Raw genomic sequence first — 20,515 nt, forward strand, 5'->3', positions numbered from 1 at the left:
AATTTAAAGTATTAAAACTTAACAGCCAGGTTTACTCCAAGTGAGCGGGTACGTGGTAAACCGATAGACTCGAAGCCCTGTGCATTACTGTTGGTAAAACTTTGCTCCGGATCAAAATTGTCTGTTTGCTTATAAATAGTCCAAAGGTTCCGGGCCACAAAAGAGATACTGGCCGACTGGATCTTCACTTTGTTTAAAAGACTTGTTGGAAGCGCATATGACAGGATAACCTGGCGAAGCTTAACAAAGCTGCCATCGTGCAAAAACAGGTCGGAATACGTTTTATAGTTATCATAGTATGACCTTAAACCGCTCACCGGCACCGTACGGGTATAAGGCGCGCCGGTTTGATCAACACCGTTCAATACTAAGCCGTTTTCGCGACCCGGCAACGTTGATTTCATCAAACCCAAACGGGTGGCGTAAACCTCCATAACCGAAAACACCTTGTTACCAAATTTGCCATCAACCAGGAAGTTTAACGAGAACCGTTTATACCTGAATTCGTTGGTTAAACCCATGGTAAGCGGGGCAACGCTTTTACCCAATTGCTGTAGTGGGGTTTGTACCGGTAAGCCCGTGGTAGCGTTAAACACTACATTACCATTAGCATCCTTTTGCATACGGGTACCCACGATCATACCAAAGGGTTTACCTTCAATATTATCTAAAATACCCCAGTTACCCACCGAATTAGCCAGCTGAATAGTGCTAAGGCCTGGCGCCAGTTTAACTACCTTGTTATCATTATAGGCTACGTTATAACTTGCTGTCCAGGTAAAGCTGCCTGTTTTAACGGGCGTACCGTTCAATAAAACCTCTATACCCCTATTGCTTACCTCACCAACGTTCAGGATTACGTTATTGTAGCCCGATGTTGAAGAAATAGCTGTATTTACGATATCATTAGTAGTTTTACGATCATACAAGGTAACGTCCAAACCTAAACGGCTCTTAAGCATCTGCAATTCAAAACCGCCTTCAAATGTTGTTGAAGTATATGGCTTAAGATTGCTGTTGGTAATATTATTACTGGTTACGTTTTGCAGTGGCTGCCCGGCGCTTGGTACGTTACTGTAAGTAAGGTTAATAACATACGGATCGGGAGCGCCGCCGCCTACCTGCGCCCATGAACCGCGCAGTTTAGCAAGGTTAAAAAATTCAGGAAGTTTAACCGCGTCTGACAGGATAAAACTACCGCCTACGCTTGGATAAAATATACTGTTGCTTTTCGGGCTCAGTGTTGAAAACCAATCCTTCCTCCCTGTGAATGATAAGAAGAACAAACTCTTGTAATCAAAATCGGCCGAGCCAAAAACCGAATTGGTGACTACCTTGGCATTATATGGTGTAGTTGATGAAACCGCAAGATTGGTAAAGCTATAAAAATACGGAATCGTAAATTGCGACCCGTTAAACGTTAGTTGGTTGGTTGTGTTTTTACGACTGTTTACACCGCCCAAAACATTTATATTTAAATCACTGATGATCTTTGTTTTATAACTAACGGTAGCTAACTCGTTGGTTTCAGACACATCCGATTTAATGCCTGCATATTGGCCATTAGGTATGTACAATGTACCGGTTGGTAGTATATTGGTATAGTTGTAATTGAAAAAGTCGCGGCTGATGGTGGCTTTGAAAGTAAGGCTTTTTATGGGCGAGTAAATAACCGATCCCTGGCCAATAAAACGGTTCTTCACATCATCTTCCTTGTATTTATTGATCACAAAATATCCGTTTGACGCGATGGATGCATCGTTCCAGATCTGTTCATTGCCCAAAGCATCATAACCCGGCTTCAACCAGCGAACATCAACGGTATTAGCAACCTCAAGCGGGGTCCAGTTTGGGTTGCCCAAAGCATCGCCTGCGCCTGTACGGTTATGACCGGTTTCAACGTTGTATTGTGCTAAAGCCTCAATCGATAGCTTATCGCTCAGTTTGCCGTTCAGGGCGAGATTAAAAGTTTTACGATCATAGGTAGTACCCGGCAAAATACCTTTACTGTTCAAATCGGCAGCCGAAAACCTGTAGGTAAAAGCTTCGTTGCCGCCCAAAAAAGCCAGACTGTTGGTATAAGTACTACCTGTTTGATAATAGTTTTTAAGATTATTTTTCTGTGCAACATAAGGGTGGGTTTTCCCATCAACAGCTACATAATCAGTAGAGCCGTCAATTTTCGAACCCCATGAGCGCCTTCCGCTTGCCTGCGCAGCCGCCAAGGAGGTTGGTTTTACGCCGCCATCGCCCTGCCCGTACTCGTACTGGTAATCTGGGAATACAGCTACATTATCATAGGTGGCTGTCGAGTTAAACTCAACCCCTACCCCTTTCTGGATCCGGCCTTTCTTGGTAGTTATCAAAATAACACCATTTGCCGCCCGTGAACCATAAAGCGCCGCTGCTGTGCCTCCTTTAAGTACACTAATCGATTCGATATCGTCGGGGTTTATGGCTGCTATACCGTCGCCGCGGTCAACGTTATTGGTAATGCCATTAACTGTAGCAGGGCCACCGGGTACGCTGTTATCAATCGGCATACCGTTCACCACATATAACGGCTGGTTATCACCTGCAAGGCCACCGTTACCCCTGATCACCACGCGGCTTGAACCACCCGGACCGGTTGATAAGCCCGCCGCGTTAACACCGGCTACTTTACCGGTAAGCGCGTTGGCTACGTTATTTTCACGGGCCTGGGTAAATTCGGTACCCTTAACCTCAGTCACCGAATAGCCCAATGATTTTTTTTGCTTGCTGATACCAAGGGCAGTAACCACAACCTCATTAAGTGCTTTGTTATTGGGGGCCAGTTTAATTTGTAAAGGCGATGCAGGATCGTTTACGGCAACCTCTTCCTGATTATATCCTATAAAGGCTACCACAAGGGTTAATGGTTTCCCCGAATACTTATCAGGCACTATCAATCTGAAGCTGCCTGTAATATCGGTAATTGCACCTACCTTATTATCCATTTTTAAATAAACCGATGCGCCAACAACCGGCTGACCATCGCCTGCATCCACTACCTTACCTGTTAATGTAACTGCTGCAACAGCTGCATTGGTTGAAGAAATAAAGTCCTTTATCGTAAAAATCGAGATCTGGTTATCATTTATCTTACGATATGTTAACTGAAAGGCCGATAACAATTGTTTCAAATTATCGTCAAGCGTTAACTGGCTGATGTTGCTTGTTAAATTTGCAGGCACAAACTTGTTATCAAGCAAGCCTTCCTGGTAAGCTATCTGAACATTGAATTGTTTTTTCAGGTTTTCAAGTGCATCTTTCAGGAGCACTTTGCTTTCAACAGCCTGCGATGTTGAATAACCGAAGGTTTTTGCGTGGATCCTGTTGTTACTGGTTAATGCCACTTGGGCATAGCCGTATGCCGACCGGCCAAGCAATACCATCAGGAAACAGCAACATCTTAAAAAAATGAATGAGTCGAGTTTTCTCATAAGTTATTAGTTTAGGGGTTTAATTTTGTTATAGTGATATTTTTGTCTGTTCGGGTAATTTTCACCGGAAGTGTGGTGGATATAGTTTCAATCAGTTCCTCAACATTAGGCACGTTGATCTCACCTTCTATTTTGAAATTGGCTAAGTCAGGGCTTGAAAAATCAACCTGATAGCCGTAATCATCGGTCATGATCTCGCTGATCTGCGCCAGGCTGGCATCATTAAATAAAAGCTGGTGTTTTGTCCATTTGGTGATTTTTTCAGGAGCGGGAAGAGTAATGCGGGTAAGTGCTTTTTTATAAGTATGCTGCACGTAATCGCCCGGTTTCATAATAAGCGATTGTTTCCCCGTTACGGCATCAACGTAATCAAGCCTGATCTTTCCCTGAACTAAACCTACGTTGGTTTTATTATGCCTGCTTCTGACATTAAAAGTTGTGCCCAACACCTCAATATCCATATCAGGGCAATGCACAATAAATCTTTCAGAAGGCTTAATATGGGCTGGGTCTTTATTGATATGCGTTACATTGAACAATCCTTCTCCATTTATCCAAACCTCTCTTGAATTTTTATCCCAGTTATCGGAGTAAGTTAATTTCGAGTTACCATTGAGCACCACGGTTGAGCCATCGGGCAAGGTGACAGTGCTCAACTCTCCATAAGTAGTATCAATTTCATTTTGCCTGCCTTTTATCAGCCATAAAGCGATACCTATGGAGGATACAAGCAACAACATCGCAGCAACACGGAGGAACCCGTTTAATGTGAAGATCTTTGGCTTAACCCGATCTTTTTGCAACGTTGATTCAATCCTCTGCCAAACTTTCGATTGATTTTCTTCGTTGGTAAAAACATCCTGTTTACGGTATGCTTTAATAATTTTTGAAGCTTCGGCAATTATTTCTTTCTGTTGCGGATATTCTGCTGTGACCTGCTGCCAAAAAACAGTGTCGTTATGTGTGGGATTGATCACAAAACGGAGAAAATCATCGTCCTCTAAAAAATCCGGCAGGGTATAATTACTGTATTTGGCTATCTGCATTGTTTATAAGGTGTTATTTACTCCTTATAGACAGCACCCTACCCCAATTATCCCTACAAACTGAAAAAAAATTTATTTTTTAATGATTATTTATGCAGAAGCACGAATACAGGGCTAAAACAATAGCCAATTTTGAAGTTTTTAGCACATCCTGGAGGTTATCGAATGCTTTATAGATCAGTTTATAGGCCGAACTGATGTTTATTTCCATAATATCGGCAATTTCATCATAACCTAAACCCTCATAAAAACGCAGGTATATAATTTCCTGCTGCCGTGCAGGCAAAGCTTTTACATGAAATTTAATCTTCTTTTGTAATTCCTGTTCTTCCTCATCGGCCATGAGCTGCTGGTCGAATGAAATTTCAAAAGGAAAGTTATGTTCAGCTTCATCCTCAATATCAACAAAGCGCGATCTTGATTGCAGCTTACGAAAAATAATGCTGCGCAATGATTTGAAGAGGTAGTTTTTTACTGAAGCTGGATTGCCAAGCCCTGCCCTGTTTGTCCAAAGTCTGATAAAAAGATCATGTATGGCATCTTCAATTACGTTAACGTCCCTGGTAAATTTATGCCCGTAATTATTGAGGATTTTAAAATACTGATTATACAGTTGCGTGTAGGCTTCCCAATTGCCTTCTTTAAAAGCAAGCCAGACAGCAGTATTATGATCGTCATGAACAATTTGTTCGTGAGACATAGCTTAACCAGGGGACAAAACGTTTTACAATTGAAATCAGGTACAATGTAATAATTATAACAATAATTTTACACCTAATTAAAAATCAATAATACAATTAAATTGATATAAAATTGCTTTTGCCGGAATTGAAGAAATCATCGCCAAAAAGCCACACCCTTTTGACAATGGAAAACACTCAAATATTTCAATTTTTAAAATAACTTAGCCCGTATCAAATATTTCCTGATATTTAAAAACCGATCGCCACGCTAAATTATGTTTGAATCAGTTACTATTAAGGATATTGCCAAGGCTTTAGGTGTGTCAACATCAACGGTATCAAGGGCGCTGAACGGAAGTTACGAAATAGGCACCGAAACCAAAAAGCTTGTCCTTGAGTACGCTGAAAAAATCAACTACCGGCCTAACCCTATTGCTTTAAGCCTTAAAGAACAAAAAAGCCATTCTATAGGCGTGGTGGTTTGCGAGGTGGCTAATGACTATTTTTCGCAGGCTATTAACGGCATCGAATCCATAGCGTATAACCGGGGATACCACGTTATCATCACCCAAACACATGAATCATTTGACAGGGAAAGCGCCAATGTAAAACACCTGCTATCGCGACATGTAGATGGCTTATTGGTGTCATTATCGGCTCAAACAACCGATACATCTCAATATAAATACCTGCTGGATAAAGGCTTTCCTATCGTATTTTTTGACAGGGCAGCGCCCGATCTGAACACCCACAAGGTAATAGCCAATAATTTCCAGGGCTCGTTTAATGGCACCGAAGCTTTGATTAACTCAGGTTTTACCAAAATAGCGCACCTTACCAACTCAAATAACCTGCTCATAAGCCACGAGCGCTTTGAAGGCTACAAGGCGGCACTTGATAAACATGGCATCGAGTTCAGGCCCGAATACCTTAAACATTGCAACCATGGCGGCATGATCCACGACGAAGTGGAGCTTGTGCTGAAAGAATTGCTGGCATTGGATGACAAGCCCGAGGCTATTTTTAGCGGCAGCGACAGGCTTACCATCAGCAGTATATCGATATTAAAAAAATGGGGCTTAAAAGTTCCGGGAGATATCGCGATAGCCGGCTTCACCAACTCAGATGTTGTTGACCTGTTTGATCCGCCGTTAACTGTGGTTCGCCAGCCTGCCTTCCAGATTGGGCAAATGGCTACAGAAATGCTTATTAAAACAATAGAAAGCAAATGGCCTATTGAAGAGTTTACGACTGAGAAAGTGGATACGCAATTGATTGTGAGGTCATCTTCAGCGAAAGGTATAGTTTAAAATTAGCTTCGGTTAACAAACCCAATAATGCCATATTCAAAGCCCAAAGATGATTTTACCATAATAGCAGCAAGATCCAGACTTTTAGCCTTGGAGATGAAACACGGCTTTATTGATTGTGTCCATTTGTTTTTGGCGATATTGAAAGAGACATGTTTAGCGGGTAAATACTTACAGGCCATTGATGCAGAGGTTTTAGATAAACAGATAAGAGACTTATATCCGGCTAATGGCACTCAAACAATAAAAGATGACTTCGCATTAACGGTTTGGGCTGAACGTACAGTAAAGCACGCGTACACTATTGCCAGAATAAATGAACAACGGTCAATAAACAGTATCCATTTGCTGCTGGCTATCCTCAGTTTTGAAGATAAAACAATAACAGGGCCAGTTGAGAGAGCAGGTATTTTAATTGAAGATATAACCGAAGACTATTTCAAAAAGAAAATTAAAAAATTCTCCGCCCCTTTCGATGTCATTCGAGCCAAAACATATAACAAGGTTGAGATTTTCTTACTCGAAATAACCGGAAAAAAGATTAAAAAAACACAGCAGATTTATGAGACTGCGGTCGCTCTTTATTACTATTATCAGTTTGAAGATGTGATTAAAATTTGTGAGACAGGTTTAAGCCTGTCCCCGGATGACTTGTATCTTAAAGATTTGATAGCCTGTGGGAAATACAAATCAGGTGATTACCAATCGGCATTAAAGTTAATAGACGAACTAATTGAAAACAGACCTGATTCGGATAATATTAATTATGAAGTCACAAAAGCCTATATCTATGATATAATTGGCAGCCACGATAAATCTGCAATTATCCTTGATAAATTGCTCGCCATGAATCCCGATGACAAGGAGCTTTTAAACCATAAGGGTTTCAATCTTTCAAAACAAGAACAATACACAGAATCTATTCCTTTCTTTGAAAAAGCCATCGCCATGGATGCTACTGCTTCTTTTACGTTGAATAACCTTGGCTTTTCAAAATTTAAACTTGGGGATGTAAACGGTGCCATGGCACTCATCGATAAATCCTTAGCATTACATAAGGGTAATGCTTACGCTTATAAAAACAAAGGGATCATTTTAATGGAACAAGGCAACAACGAAGATGCCTTACAAAACTTTGACTTTGCATTAAAATTTGGCTATACAGAAAAATATGGAGACGAAGTACTGCAATTAATAAAGCAGATTAATTGACTTCTAACTATATACCATTAAACCACCGTTACCTTCACCCCCTTTTCTTCCAGCATATTGAGCATTGCCGGGCTTATACCACTATCGGTAATGATCTCGTTGATTTGATCAAGCGCGCAAATTTTTGCCAGGCCCCGCTTACCAAATTTGGTACTATCGGCCAATACAATGGTAGTTTGGGCCGCATTGATCATTTTCTGGTTAAGCCGGGCTTCGGATAAATTAGTAGTAGTCAGCCCTATTTCCGGGTCGATACCATCTACACCTAAAAACAATACACCGCATAACATATCGTCCAGCATCAGTTCGGCATAATTGCCTGTTACCGATGAGGAGGTACTTCGCATTTGCCCGCCCAATTGAACAATATCAACCTGCGGATGCTGTAGAAGCTCGAGCGCTACCGGCAAAGCCGCGGTAACTACCGTAAGATGCCTGTTTGGCTGCATAGCACGGGCAAGGGCAAGCATCGTGGTTCCCGAAGCTATAATCACTGAGTCATTCGCTTCTATCCTTACCGCGGCTTCTGCGGCAATTTTTCTCTTTTCGGGACCATTCAGCTTCTCCTTTTCGGCTACCGGCCTGTCATTGGCATAAGGGTTTGTTTTGCTTGCACCACCATGCGTTCTGAAAAGTAGGTTTTTATCTTCCAAAAGTTTCAGGTCCTTTCGGATGGTAACTTCCGAAACACTTAACTGGTTGCTCAGGTCCTGCACGTTCACAAAGCCGTCTGTCTCAACTTTTTGCAGGATAAACTTATGCCGGTCGGTGTTTTTACTCATAATCGCTAAATTAAAAAGAAAAATTAATTGTAATGTTTATAAAGCTTGCTGCGCTCCTTGTTAGTCAAATGTAACTAAATAAAATTATTTTTAATTTCATTTAGTTTTGTTTTTATTTCGATTTTATATATTTGAATAAATATCGAAATGAAATGAACTCATTTACAAGAGAAGCGAATCTTAGCCACCTTAACGATACCGAAAAGATCTGGGATCTGATCATCATAGGTGGCGGAGCTACAGGGCTTGGCGCGGCTGTCGATGCAGCGTCGCGTGGCTTCTCTGCATTATTACTGGAACAAGCCGATTTTGCCAAGGGAACTTCAAGCCGCGCCACCAAACTGGTTCATGGCGGGGTACGCTATTTGGCACAGGGAGATATAGGCCTTGTTCGTGAAGCCTTGCGCGAACGGGGATTATTATTACAAAACGCACCACACCTTGTAAAAAACGAAAGCTTCATTATTCCCAATTATAGCTGGTGGGACGGTGTCTTTTATACCATCGGACTCAGTATTTATGACCTGCTGGCCGGCAAACTAAGCTTTGGCCGGGCAAAACACATTTCCAAAAAAGAAACCACTAAACGACTGCCGGGAATACGAGAAAAAGGGCTTCATGGCGGGGTGGTTTATCACGACGGGCAATTTGACGATTCGCGGCTGGCAATTAACCTGGCGCAAACCGCCATTGAACAAGGTGCAACTTTATTGAATTACTTTAAAGTAACCGGATTAATCAAAACCACGGATGATAAAATTACAGGCGTTAGATCTACCGACATTGAAACCGGCACCAGTTATCAATTAAAAGCCAAAACAGTGATCAATGCTACCGGCGTATTTGTTGACGAGGTACTAAAAATGGATACGCCGGAGAAAAAACCGATGGTTAGGCCAAGCCAGGGCGTACACCTTGTTCTCGACCGTTCGTTTTTACCGACGGATGATGCCCTGATGATCCCTAAAACGGAAGATGGGCGCGTACTTTTTGCAGTTCCCTGGCATGAGAAATTATTGATAGGCACTACAGATACCCTAATCAACTCGCACAGCCTTGAGCCGGTGGCACTGGACGAAGAAGTGGAATTTATACTACGAACCGCGGGCAAATACCTCACCAAAGCCCCTACCCGTGCCGATGTATTAAGTGTATTTGCGGGTTTACGACCGCTTGCCGCCCCACAAGATGGATCATCAAAAACAAAGGAAATTTCCCGAAGCCATAAATTAATCGTTTCCGCGTCCGGCTTAATTACCATAACCGGCGGTAAGTGGACTACCTATCGCAAAATGGCCGAAGATATTGTTGATAAGGCTATTGAGGTTGGCGGGCTTAAAAACGAGCCCTGTAAAACTGCTTCATTATCTATCCATGGCAGTCGCCCTAACCCCGACCGTACCAACCCTATGTTTGTTTATGGTGCCGACATTGAAAAGATTGTAGCACTGCAAAATGAAAACCCGGATTGGGGAAACCCGGTTCACCCTAAAGATAGGTATACTAAGGCTGAGGTAATCTGGTCGGTAAGGAATGAAATGGCGCGTACTGTTGAGGATATCCTGGCGCGCCGTACCCGTGTACTATTTTTAGATGCCCGCTTAGCTACCGAAATGACTGCCGAAGTAGCACACCTTATGGCCGCTGAGTTGGGAAAAGATGCAGCATGGGAAGCCGCACAGATTAATGCATTTAACGAAACAGCAAAAAATTATATACTAACACCACATTAAAATGAGCAAATTTAATGTGATATTCAATAAATAAACCAAGGTAAACCAAACCAAATTATGCAGGAATATATTTTAGCGCTAGACCAGGGCACTACCAGTTCGCGGGCAATAGTTTTTGATCATACAGGTAAAATTATTGCTTCGGCACAAAAAGAATTTAAGCAATACTTTCCTAAGCCCGGCTGGGTTGAACACGACCCTAATGAGATTTGGGCAGGCCAGATTGGGGTTGCCGCAGAAGCTATTGCAAAAGCAGGCTTGGGTGGCGGCAATATTAAAGCCATAGGTATAACTAATCAGCGCGAAACCACCATAGTTTGGAACCGCAAAACCGGCGAACCAATTCATAACGCCATTGTTTGGCAGGACAGGCGTACCGCCGCCTTTTGCGATGAACTAAAGCAAAACGGTCATAGCGAAATGATCCGCGATAAAACCGGCCTGGTAATAGATGCTTACTTTTCCGGCTCAAAAATAAAATGGCTCCTGGACAATGTTGAAGGTGCCAGGGCACAGGCCGAAGCCGGTGAACTGGCCTTTGGCACGGTTGACAGCTGGCTCATCTGGCAGTTAACCCGCAGCGAAGTTCACGCTACCGATGTAACCAATGCCGGCCGTACAATTCTGTTCAACATCCGCACACAACAATGGGACGAGGAGTTGCTTCAACTGTTCAATATCCCCAAAAGTATCTTGCCCGAAGTAAAACAATCAAGCGAGCTATATGGACAAACAGCCAATAATTTGTTTGCACAACGGATCCCGATAGCAGGCATAGCAGGAGATCAGCATGCGGCTTTATTCGGACAAATGTGTATTGATAAAGCTATGGTTAAAAACACCTATGGCACAGGCTGTTTTATGCTGATGAATATCGGGCATGAGTTTATCAAATCAAAAAACAATCTGCTTACCACCATCGCCTGGAAAATAAACGGCGAAATCACCTATGCTTTTGAAGGCAGCATTTTTATAGGCGGTGCGGTAGTACAATGGCTGCGCGATGGCCTGGGCATTATCAAAACTTCGGCAGATGTTGAGAAACTGGCTACTTCGGTAAAAGATACCGCAGGCGTTTATTTTGTACCGGCATTTGCTGGCCTGGGCGCTCCCTACTGGGACCCGGAAGTGCGTGGCGCAATAGTTGGCTTAACCCGTGGTGCTACAGCCGCTCATATTTCAAGGGCTGCACTGGCATCAATAGCCTACCAAACCATGGATGTGCTTAAAGCTATGGAGGCCGACGCAGGCATGGAAATAAAAGAGTTACGAGTTGATGGTGGCGCAACAGCCAATAACCTGCTGATGCAATTTCAATCGGATGTATTGAACTGCAAGGTTATCCGACCAGAAGTTACCGAAACCACCGCACTTGGTGTAGCCTATATGGCCGGGCTGGCAGTAGGTTATTGGAAAGACATAGCCGAAATTCAGCACTTGTGGGCCGCCGAAGCCGAATTTACTCCGGCTGACGATCTTGACGAAGTAAAAACCGGCATAGCAGGTTGGAAACGTGCGGTAAGCACTGCTCAATGCTGGTCAAATTCCGGGCATCCTGTAACAGTTATTTAATATCCATCTTTTAAATATTTTAACATGTCTCCATTTGTAGCCGAACTGATAGGCACCATGCTCCTGATATTATTGGGTGATGGTGTAGTAGCCAACGTAGTTTTAAAAGATACCAAAGGAAACAACAGCGGATGGATAGTGATTACCACTGCCTGGGGATTAGCCGTTTTTGTAGGAGTAGTTGTTGCAGGCCCGTACAGCGGCGCGCACCTTAACCCTGCCGTAACCATAGCCCTCGCTATTGCGGGTAAGTTTGCCTGGGCAAACGTTGTGCCTTACATTATCGCACAGTTTGCGGGCGCTTGTATCGGCGCCTTTTTAGTTTGGGTAATGTATTACGATCATTTTAAACGCACAAATGATCCGGCTTCTATATTGGCCGTGTTTTGTACCGGTCCTGCCGTACGCAATTACATATCAAACATCGCCAGCGAGGTAATAGGTGCTTTTGTACTGCTCTTCACCATTTTCTACATAGCCGGTGCCGAAATCACGCCTGCTAAAACCCCTATTGGTCTGGGTTCAGTAGGCGCTATCCCGGTAGCATTACTGGTTTGGGTGATCGGGTTATCATTAGGAGGCACAACCGGCTATGCTATCAACCCGGCCCGTGATCTTGGGCCGCGCTTTATGCATATGCTATTACCGATAAAAGGCAAAGGAACGAGCGATTGGGCCTATGCGTGGATCCCTATTATCGGCCCATTGGTTGGGGCTTCCATGGCCGCTGTATTGTATCTTTCAATTAAGCTATAAATCTCATCAAAACAGCATTAGCCTAACGAAGTTTTAAAGGCTTCGTTAGGCTTTAAAAGCTCTGTTAAGCTAATGCAGCCATCAATGTGCTAGTACTGCAACAACGACTTAATCTTGTTAAAGATCTCGGTATTGCTGTAAACTCCTCTGAAATCCAGAGAATGCGAGCCATAGCTAAAAACCGGAACCGGGGTACCGGTATGATCATTGGTGCTAAAATCGCCCCATACATAACCGTTGTTGATACTGCCATCAAGCAGGGTTAAGCCGCCTGTTTCATGATCGGCGGTTACAATTACCAGGGTTTCGCCATCTTCATCAGCAAACTTCAGGGCATCGCCAACTACACGATCAAAATCGCTATTTTCGGTGATCACCTGTTTCAGGTTATTAGCGTGACCGCCATGGTCAATCTGCGAGCCCTCAATCATCATAAAGAAACCATTAGGAGCATTTTTGAACGTTTGGGTTACTTTATTGAATGCCAGCGGCAGATAATTCCCCCTACCTTCCATTTTCGGGCGAGTTACGCTATCATCCATCAAACCCAGGATCTTAGGCGCCGAGCTATTCAAAAACTCATCAAAGTTGCGGATCACCGTGTATCCCCTCTTTTTCATTTTATCAACAGGACTTTCACCATTAACCGGCCAGATAAAATCTTTGTATCCCGAGCCCAGAAAAATATCAATAGGCGATGAAGTAATTTGATTGGCAATGGCCGTAGAGTGGCTCCGTTCCGAATCATGCGCATAGAATGCCGCCGGAGTTGCGTCTGTCAATTCGCAGGCAACAATATCAGCAGTCTTTTTGCCTGCCTCGGCACTATAGTCAGCTAATGATTTTAACGGTTCACCTGAAGGATCAACGCCTATTGCCCTGTCGTTAGTTTTTTGGCCTGATGCAAAAGCGGTGGCTCCTGCAGCCGAATCAGTGATATAAGCATCGGCAGAATTAGTTACTGAAAAGCCAATGTTCAGCATCTGGAAAATATTCAACTGGCCGCGGTTGGCGGTATAGGTTGAATAGATCTGCGATAAGCCCATGCCATCGCCGATACACAAAATGATGTTTTTAACTTTCTTAACCGCTCCGTCCGATTTGTAAGTCGGTTTATAAATAGTATATGGCTGCGGCGCGGTGTATTCGCTTGTTGGCTTTTTATTAAGAAAATCGCCAAGCTCTTCTATTTTATCAGTCCCAATTACATCAACGCCTAAACGGATCAGCGCCAGCCAACTGCTTTTGGTATCGGGAGTTTCCCAAAAACGCACCTTTTTACCGGAGTTATGTACGCTATCGATCCCCGCTTTTATCCTCGCGATCTCTTCGTTATTCAATACACCTTTACCGTTCCAGTGCATGTATTTGCCAAACGGAAAGCTTACCATGCCAATCTTTTTCCATTGCGCCGGTGTAAAGCCGTTCATATGGTCAACATCAAACGAGATCCAGGCCGGATAATTGGTCATCTCTGCCGCAGGGGGTACCGCGCCGGTCATTACTATTGATAACCTGCCCGGGTGATCTTCATAATCAAAATACTGTTCTAACGGTTTCAGTTCTTTGATCACCAAGGGCAATACCGCCTTATGATCTTCCTTAATTTCGATAAGCAGCCTTAGATGGCGCTGTGGGTCGCGTTTAAATTTTTCAATCAGCGGATCGATGTACAAGATCTTTAACGACCGCTTAGCGTCAATCTCCTTTTTATCGTGTGCCACCATCAACTGCCCGTTAACGGCATAACAGTCGGCCTCGATAGAACCGAAACCTTTTTCATAAGCGCGGTAAAAAGGGATGTTGTTTTTGTAATCGTTGTGGGAATGCGCGTCGGCTACAGTGTAGTTTTTAACCTGCGCATTGGCCGTTAAACCAACGTTTGCCAGCAGCGCCGCCAGCGTAATTAGGGTAGTACTTTTTTTCATTTGGTATAGATATAGCAAAACCGGGCTGTGCCCGGTTTTGTAAGTTTCAATATGTCAATTACCAGCCGGCATTCTGTTTCAGCTGGCCCTGGCTTATCTGGATATCTTTTGGCGGAATTGGCCAAACGTTATCCCTTGCCGGGTCAAAGTTACGAGCTTTCCATACAATTGAGCCATCTGAACCATGTAACGGTTTTGCGTAAATTGCCTGCGCATCGCCCCAGCGTACCAGGTCGAAATTGCGATCGCTCCACTCACCCGCCAATTCAACGCGGCGTTCGTGTTTGAGGTTTGCCATTGTGGCATTAGTAATCGGGGGCAATCCTGCACGTACACGCACCTGGTTAAGCGCGGCATCACCGTTTTTGCCCTGCATGATCTGCGCTTCGGCTTTAATCAGCAAGATCTCGGCATAACGCAACAACGGCACGTTTAAATCTGTAGATGGCTCATCGCCGTTAGGGCTTACGTGAATACCACCTGCATAGCTAAACGGTTCCATGTATTTATTAAACTGGTAACCGGTTAAGCTATTGCTTTTACCACCAATTGGGTAAGTATAAGTTTGACCGAAATACTGGAAGCTATCGCCTTTTTGCAGGATAGTAGCCGGAAGCCTTTTATCGCCTGCTTCAAACTCATCAACAAGCTCTTTGGTAGGCTGATAATAACCGAAGCCGTTATATAAACCCCAGCCTTTGTTCTCCAGCATTGCACCAGGCAAAATACTCTGGCCATTCAGGTTACTTGCAACCGACCAGATATACTCAGAGCTGTAGTTATTAGCGATTTTGAATACATCGGCGTAATTGCTTAGCAAAGCATGTTTTCCGCTGAGGATAACCGAGTCGGCATATTTTTCGGCATTAGCGTAATCCTTAGCATGCAGGTAAGTTTTAGCCAAATAAGCATAAGCAGCAGTTTTATGAGCACGGCCTTTATCGGCAGCAGCCAGTTTATCGAAATAAGGCAATAAAGAAGCTGCCTTTTTCAAATCAGCCTCGATATAAGCGTAGTTATCTTTAACTGAAGGCAATTGCGCCGGGAACGCTAACGGATTAGCGCGATTTTGCAAAGGAGCGCCTTGTTTGTCTGATCCGTATAGATCGGCAATTTCCAGGTGCATTACAGCGTGGATAAAGTAAGCCTGGCCCAAAATAAAGTTTTTGGTAGCCGCATCCATGTTAATGTTCGGCACATTGTTGATCACGTCATTAGCACGTTTCATCACTACAAAATGCAGTTGCCATGGCGCGTAAATACTACTCTCGTTACCGGTACAGATAAAGTTTTTGATATTTTCCCTGTCGGCAGATGTACGGCCAACAACCATATCATCGCTGGCGTTAATGAACCAAAAGAAACCGCGGCCATAAAGGTCTTCGCTGTTGCTTTGTTTTTCATATAACCCATTGGCGGCTGCCTGGGCATCAGCAGCTGTTTTCCAGAAGTTGGTACTGGTTGGCGTACCGGTTGGTTTAATATTATCTAAAGTGCCTTTTTTGCAGCTTTGGGCCAATGCAATAACCATTACCCCCATTAAGCCTTTGCTAATTATATTTTTGAATTTCATCTCTGTATCTTCTTAATTGTGGTTCCTGATTAATTATAAGCCTACGTTAACACCTATTAAAATAATCCTTGCCTGTGGGTACAAGCCTAAATCAACACCGTTTTGGTTGATGCCCACTTCCGGATCAAGACCTGTGTATTTGGTAAATGTGACCAGGTTTTGTGCATTGGCAAAAATGCGGGCGCTGCGTACACCAATTTTAGTCATCAGCGCTTTTGGCAGTGTGTAACCAAGCGTTACGTTTTTGATACGCATGTATGAACCGTTCTCAACATAAAAGTCAGATACGTTACCAAAGTTGCCGTTTGCATCACTTGCAGATAAGCGCGGGATATTGGTGTTGGTATGGGTTGGTGTCCAGGCATTTTTAGCGTCGGCCAGCAGGTTATAGTTTTGGATAGATGCATTTAAACCTGTGTATTTAACAGCATTGAAAAGTTTATTACCTGCTACACCTTGCAAAAACACGCTCATATCAAACGGGCCGTAGTTAAAGTTTGCCGTAAAACCATAGCTAATTTTAGGGAAAGGTGTACCCAGGTAAGTTTTGTCGGCCTCGGTTATTTTACCGTCATTATTAAGATCCTGGAATTTGATATCGCCTGGTTTTGCATTTGGTTGAATAAGCGTACCCGAAGATCCTTTATAATTATTTACCTCATCCTGCGATTGGAATAAGCCAGCGGTTTTGTATCCAAAGAACGAATACAAAGAATACCCCTGTTGTAACCATACAGGCACCAGGTTATCCCTTACAGTTGGACCAGAAAGGATGGTTTGCTGACCTGGAAGTATGTTATCAATTTTGTTTTTGATGTATGATCCGTTAGCTGCTAAATTATAATGGAATTCACCAACGCTTCCCTGGTATTTAACCGCCAACTCAATACCTCTGTTTGTGATCTGACCACCGTTAACAAACGGAGGATTTGACACACCATAAACCGCTGCAACCGGAGGCTGGAAGAGGAAGCGGGTATTTCTTTTCTGAAACACATCGGCAGTAACATTGATCTTACCATTCATCAGGCCTAAATCAACACCGATATCGGTTTGCGTAGCTTTTTCCCATTTAAGATTAAGGTTGGCCAAACCATCAACAGCCGAACCAGTAATAGCTGTAGCCGGATTGCCTAAATAACCTGCGGTTTTACTTAAAGAAACTGAAGTAGGGAAGCTTGGCAAACCTGCAAGGTTACCTGACTGGCCATAACTTGCCCTTAACTTAGCAAATGACACCAATGCATCGGTAGGAAAAAATGATTCTTTACTGATTAACCAGCCTGCAGATACACCAGGATAAACCTCGGTGCGGTTTTTACTTGTTAACAATGAAGTAGCATCACGACGGATGATACCGTTGATAAAGTATTTGCCTGCATAATCATAACCGATCCTGCCCAGATATGAGATCAAAGCAGATTCGTTCTTGTTGCCTTGTAGCGGTACGCCTGTTGGATTAAGACTACCGTTGATAATATAACGATAAGCAGGATCTTCGCTCAGGTAGTTATCTGTGTTAACGCTGAAAAACTCCTGGGTATCATTCTGATAAGTATAACCTGCCAAAGCACTTACGTGATGATTACCAAAAGTCCTGTCGAAGTTTAAAGTCTGCTCGGCCAGGATAGTGCGTGTATTGTTTTGCTCCTGGAAAAGGAAGTTATCAAAAAACTTTTTACCGGGCTCCAGCACTCGTGTGCTGAAGTTTTTGATAGTTTCAGAATTTTTGGTTATGCCCAGGTTTGAGCGAAATTTCAAACCTTTGATCAGGCTTACTTCTACATAGGGGTTCACGTTAAAGCTATTTACAGCATCACTGTTATCCAGGCGCTTTAAGTAAGCAACCGGGTTGATAACGTCGCCATATGAACCTGCGTATTGGGCGGGTACGCCACCAAAGCTGCCATCGGCATTGTAAATAGAAGCGTTTGGCGGATAAAATATAGCCGATAAGATAGCACCAGTGTAAGCGCTTGTAGTATTAGCACCCTGACCGTTGTTATATGAATAAGAGAAACTTTCGCCAATCTTTAACCAGTTATTGATCTGATGATCGGAGTTTACTCGAAAGTTATAGCGGATAGCATTGGTATTTAACAGAATCGCATCATTTTTACGATACCCTCCCGAAATATAAAAAGTAGATTTTTCGCTACCGCCGCTGATATTCAGGTTATAATCCTGTATGTAGCCTGTTCTGAACAAGGCATCTGTCCAGTTGGTACGGGTTACACGCGAATCAGGGTTTACAGTGGCGTCAAAAGCTGGCAAACGGGTTTTGCCTGCGTTATCATAAGCAGTATTTATAGCATCTGCATAATCAGCAGCGTTTAAGGCCTGTAATATTTTCAAGGCGTTTTGTACGCCGCCTTTTGCGGTAATGTCAAGGTTGGTTTTACCTTGTTTACCGCGTTTGGTAGTGATCAAAATTACACCGCCGGCAGCTTTAGCACCATAGATGGCAGCATATGAATCTTTCAATACGTCGATAGATTCGATGTCCGAAGGATCGATCGGGCCGCCGTTATAAATGGTACCGTCAACAACCATCAACGGACCTTCATTATTGAAAGAGCTTTGACCACGCAAGCGGATGCTTGGGCCCGAAGTTGGATCGCCGCCCTCGTTTAGTACAGTAACACCTGCAATTTGTCCCTGCAACATTTCGGTCACCGAGCCTACCGAACGATCTTTAACATTACTAACTTTTAACGAACCTACCGAACCGGTTACATCGGTATTTTTTTGAGTACCGTAACCTACCACTACTACGGCGTTTAAACCCGTAACGTCGGCCTCCAAAGTAATGCTAAGCGGCGATTGACCGGCGGTAACTTCGCGGCTTTTGTAGCCGATAAAGCTAAAAACCAGCACCTCGCCCTTTTCAACAGTAATTTTAAAATTACCATTAACATCGGTTGAAGTGGCGGCAGTTGAAGTTTTGCTGCGTACAGCCACGCCGGCCAGCGGACCGTCTTTATCGGTCACTGTTCCGGTCACCGTAATTTTTTCGGGTGCACGTACCACCTTTTTGTGCGAGATGATAATAGTGCCGTACTTTTCGCGGTACTCCAATTGCGTATTGGCAGTTAAAGCGTTAAGCACATCTTTTAATGGTTTGTTAACAAATGAATTTGCCTTTACTTTTACCGCGGCCACATCATCCATCTTGTAGTTAAATGCAACGGTATTTACCGCTTTTTTGAGTTTCTCGAGCGAGGCGTCCATGGTTTCATCGGCAAACTTTACGGTTACCGGCTGATCCATCAGCGATACACTACGCTCGGCGAAGGCGCGTGAGGGCAATACTGCCGTCAGGGTTGTTACCAGCAACAAAATTGCTGAGATTAATCTTCTTGAAATCCGGGTTAAAGATTTTTCCATACATTTGTTTTTAAAGTGATTAGTAACTGCCTGTTGGCTTTTAGTTTTGGCAGCTACACTTAATTGAGCCAGTGCCTGTTGGAGCAGGCATTGGTTTTCCTTTTATATTGTTATTTAATATTTACTGTATCTCCGTTTAACTTATACTTTCGGCCATCAATAAACTGAAGTATATCCAGCACCTGCCTGATATTCAACTTATTTGAAAACCTTACCGAATAATGCTGCTGCGCCAGCCGTTTTTCATTGTATTTAAAATTCACGCTGTAGCGATTTTGCAGATAAACGGTGATCTCCTTAAATGACGCATTATCCAGTATCAGCTCATCATGCATCCAGCTTAGTGAATGATCGGCCGTTAGTTCCTGGCGTGTAAAGCTTTCATGTTGTTTGTTATAGATTAACTGCTGCCTCGGGGTATAAAAACCCAAAGTATGATGCTGATCATGAACCTCAACCTTGCCGCTGTTCACATAAACCTGTATATCGGGCAGCTCTTTATAAAATTTAATATTGAACGATGTACCGAGTACTTGAGTAATAACTTTTGCGGCATGCACCATAAATGGCCGCTTCACATCATGTTTCACGTCAAAAAACGCCTCGCCATTTATCAGCGTTACTTCTCTTTTCGTATCGCCAAAACTAACCGGGAACTTTAACGATGTACCCGCATTTAACTGAACGGTTGAGCTATCTGGCAGTATTACCTGTTTCATGCTGCCCTCAGGGGCAGTGATTACCTGGTAAGCAATTTGCTCATTTTTACGGGTAGCTAATTTTGAGTAGAACAGTCCGGCACATACAGCTACCAAAACAGCGGCGGCAACTTTTAACCATGTGGTATTTAGCCTGCGGACTTTACCTTTATCTATAGTTTGTTTTTCTATACGTTCCCAAAGCGGCTGCTTAAGGGCTTTAACATTGTCGCCGGTTTTGGCATCCGTGTCAAGGTTATGCATCAGTTGTTGTAAAAGCTGCAATTCCTCGTCGGTACATTTGCCGGCGTTAAACTTATTGAGTAGTTTTTTTATTTTTCTTTGATTCACCTAACAGGGGCTTTATACCT

General features: G+C 43.4%; 13 protein-coding genes. 5 read left to right on the forward strand and 8 right to left on the reverse strand.

Annotated elements, in window-relative coordinates:
* Nucleotides 1–11: 11 nt before the first annotated feature.
* From ACEN82_RS14735 to ACEN82_RS14745, 3 genes are all read right to left on the reverse strand, one after another.
* A complete protein-coding gene (locus ACEN82_RS14735; protein ID WP_413317628.1) occupies nucleotides 12–3,464 on the reverse strand; it encodes a SusC/RagA family TonB-linked outer membrane protein in 3,453 nt (1,150 codons plus the stop codon).
* Nucleotides 3,465–3,475: 11 nt separating this feature from the next.
* Nucleotides 3,476–4,510, reverse strand: coding sequence for a FecR family protein (locus ACEN82_RS14740; RefSeq protein ID WP_413317630.1), 1,035 nt, complete (start codon nucleotides 4,508–4,510; stop codon nucleotides 3,476–3,478).
* Nucleotides 4,511–4,589: 79 nt separating this feature from the next.
* Complete coding sequence (locus ACEN82_RS14745) at nucleotides 4,590–5,210, reverse strand: RNA polymerase sigma factor (protein ID WP_413317632.1); 621 nt, start codon at nucleotides 5,208–5,210, stop codon at nucleotides 4,590–4,592.
* Between the two features lie 258 nt (nucleotides 5,211–5,468).
* On the opposite strand from ACEN82_RS14745, the gene ACEN82_RS14750 reads away from it, so the two are divergent.
* A complete protein-coding gene (locus ACEN82_RS14750; RefSeq protein ID WP_413317634.1) occupies nucleotides 5,469–6,503 on the forward strand; it encodes a LacI family DNA-binding transcriptional regulator in 1,035 nt (344 codons plus the stop codon).
* Between the two features lie 27 nt (nucleotides 6,504–6,530).
* On the forward strand, nucleotides 6,531–7,715 hold the full coding sequence (locus ACEN82_RS14755; RefSeq protein WP_413317636.1) for a tetratricopeptide repeat protein: 1,185 nt from the start codon (nucleotides 6,531–6,533) through the stop codon (nucleotides 7,713–7,715).
* A gap of 17 nt (nucleotides 7,716–7,732) precedes the next feature.
* Here the strand turns inward: ACEN82_RS14755 and ACEN82_RS14760 are convergent, their stop codons facing one another.
* On the reverse strand, nucleotides 7,733–8,497 hold the full coding sequence (locus ACEN82_RS14760) for a DeoR/GlpR family DNA-binding transcription regulator (protein ID WP_413317638.1): 765 nt from the start codon (nucleotides 8,495–8,497) through the stop codon (nucleotides 7,733–7,735).
* Nucleotides 8,498–8,649: 152 nt separating this feature from the next.
* Between ACEN82_RS14760 and ACEN82_RS14765 the strand changes: the two genes are divergently transcribed.
* From ACEN82_RS14765 to ACEN82_RS14775, 3 genes are read left to right on the forward strand one after another with little or no spacing between them, the layout of a single operon-like run.
* The gene (locus ACEN82_RS14765) at nucleotides 8,650–10,230 is read left to right on the forward strand and encodes a glycerol-3-phosphate dehydrogenase/oxidase (RefSeq protein WP_413317640.1); all 1,581 of its coding nucleotides are present in this window, start codon (nucleotides 8,650–8,652) and stop codon (nucleotides 10,228–10,230) included.
* A gap of 57 nt (nucleotides 10,231–10,287) precedes the next feature.
* The gene (gene glpK / locus ACEN82_RS14770; RefSeq protein WP_413317642.1) at nucleotides 10,288–11,802 is read left to right on the forward strand and encodes a glycerol kinase GlpK; all 1,515 of its coding nucleotides are present in this window, start codon (nucleotides 10,288–10,290) and stop codon (nucleotides 11,800–11,802) included.
* A 24-nt stretch (nucleotides 11,803–11,826) separates the two neighbouring features.
* A complete protein-coding gene (locus ACEN82_RS14775; RefSeq protein ID WP_413317644.1) occupies nucleotides 11,827–12,558 on the forward strand; it encodes an MIP/aquaporin family protein in 732 nt (243 codons plus the stop codon).
* Nucleotides 12,559–12,647: 89 nt separating this feature from the next.
* On the opposite strand, the gene ACEN82_RS14780 is transcribed toward ACEN82_RS14775, so the two are convergent.
* The 4 genes from ACEN82_RS14780 to ACEN82_RS14795 form a co-directional block, all read right to left on the reverse strand.
* Nucleotides 12,648–14,486 carry an alkaline phosphatase gene (locus ACEN82_RS14780; protein ID WP_413317646.1) on the reverse strand — a complete coding sequence of 613 codons (1,839 nt, stop codon included), beginning with the start codon at nucleotides 14,484–14,486 and terminating at the stop codon, nucleotides 12,648–12,650.
* Between the two features lie 58 nt (nucleotides 14,487–14,544).
* Nucleotides 14,545–16,059: a RagB/SusD family nutrient uptake outer membrane protein gene (locus ACEN82_RS14785; RefSeq protein ID WP_413317648.1), complete on the reverse strand. Its 1,515-nt coding sequence runs from the start codon at nucleotides 16,057–16,059 to the stop codon at nucleotides 14,545–14,547.
* Between the two features lie 33 nt (nucleotides 16,060–16,092).
* On the reverse strand, nucleotides 16,093–19,446 hold the full coding sequence (locus ACEN82_RS14790) for a SusC/RagA family TonB-linked outer membrane protein (RefSeq protein ID WP_413317650.1): 3,354 nt from the start codon (nucleotides 19,444–19,446) through the stop codon (nucleotides 16,093–16,095).
* A 110-nt stretch (nucleotides 19,447–19,556) separates the two neighbouring features.
* A complete protein-coding gene (locus ACEN82_RS14795) occupies nucleotides 19,557–20,495 on the reverse strand; it encodes a FecR family protein (protein WP_413317652.1) in 939 nt (312 codons plus the stop codon).
* Nucleotides 20,496–20,515: the final 20 nt, after the last annotated feature.

Source organism: Mucilaginibacter sp. Mucisp73, from assembly GCF_059491465.1.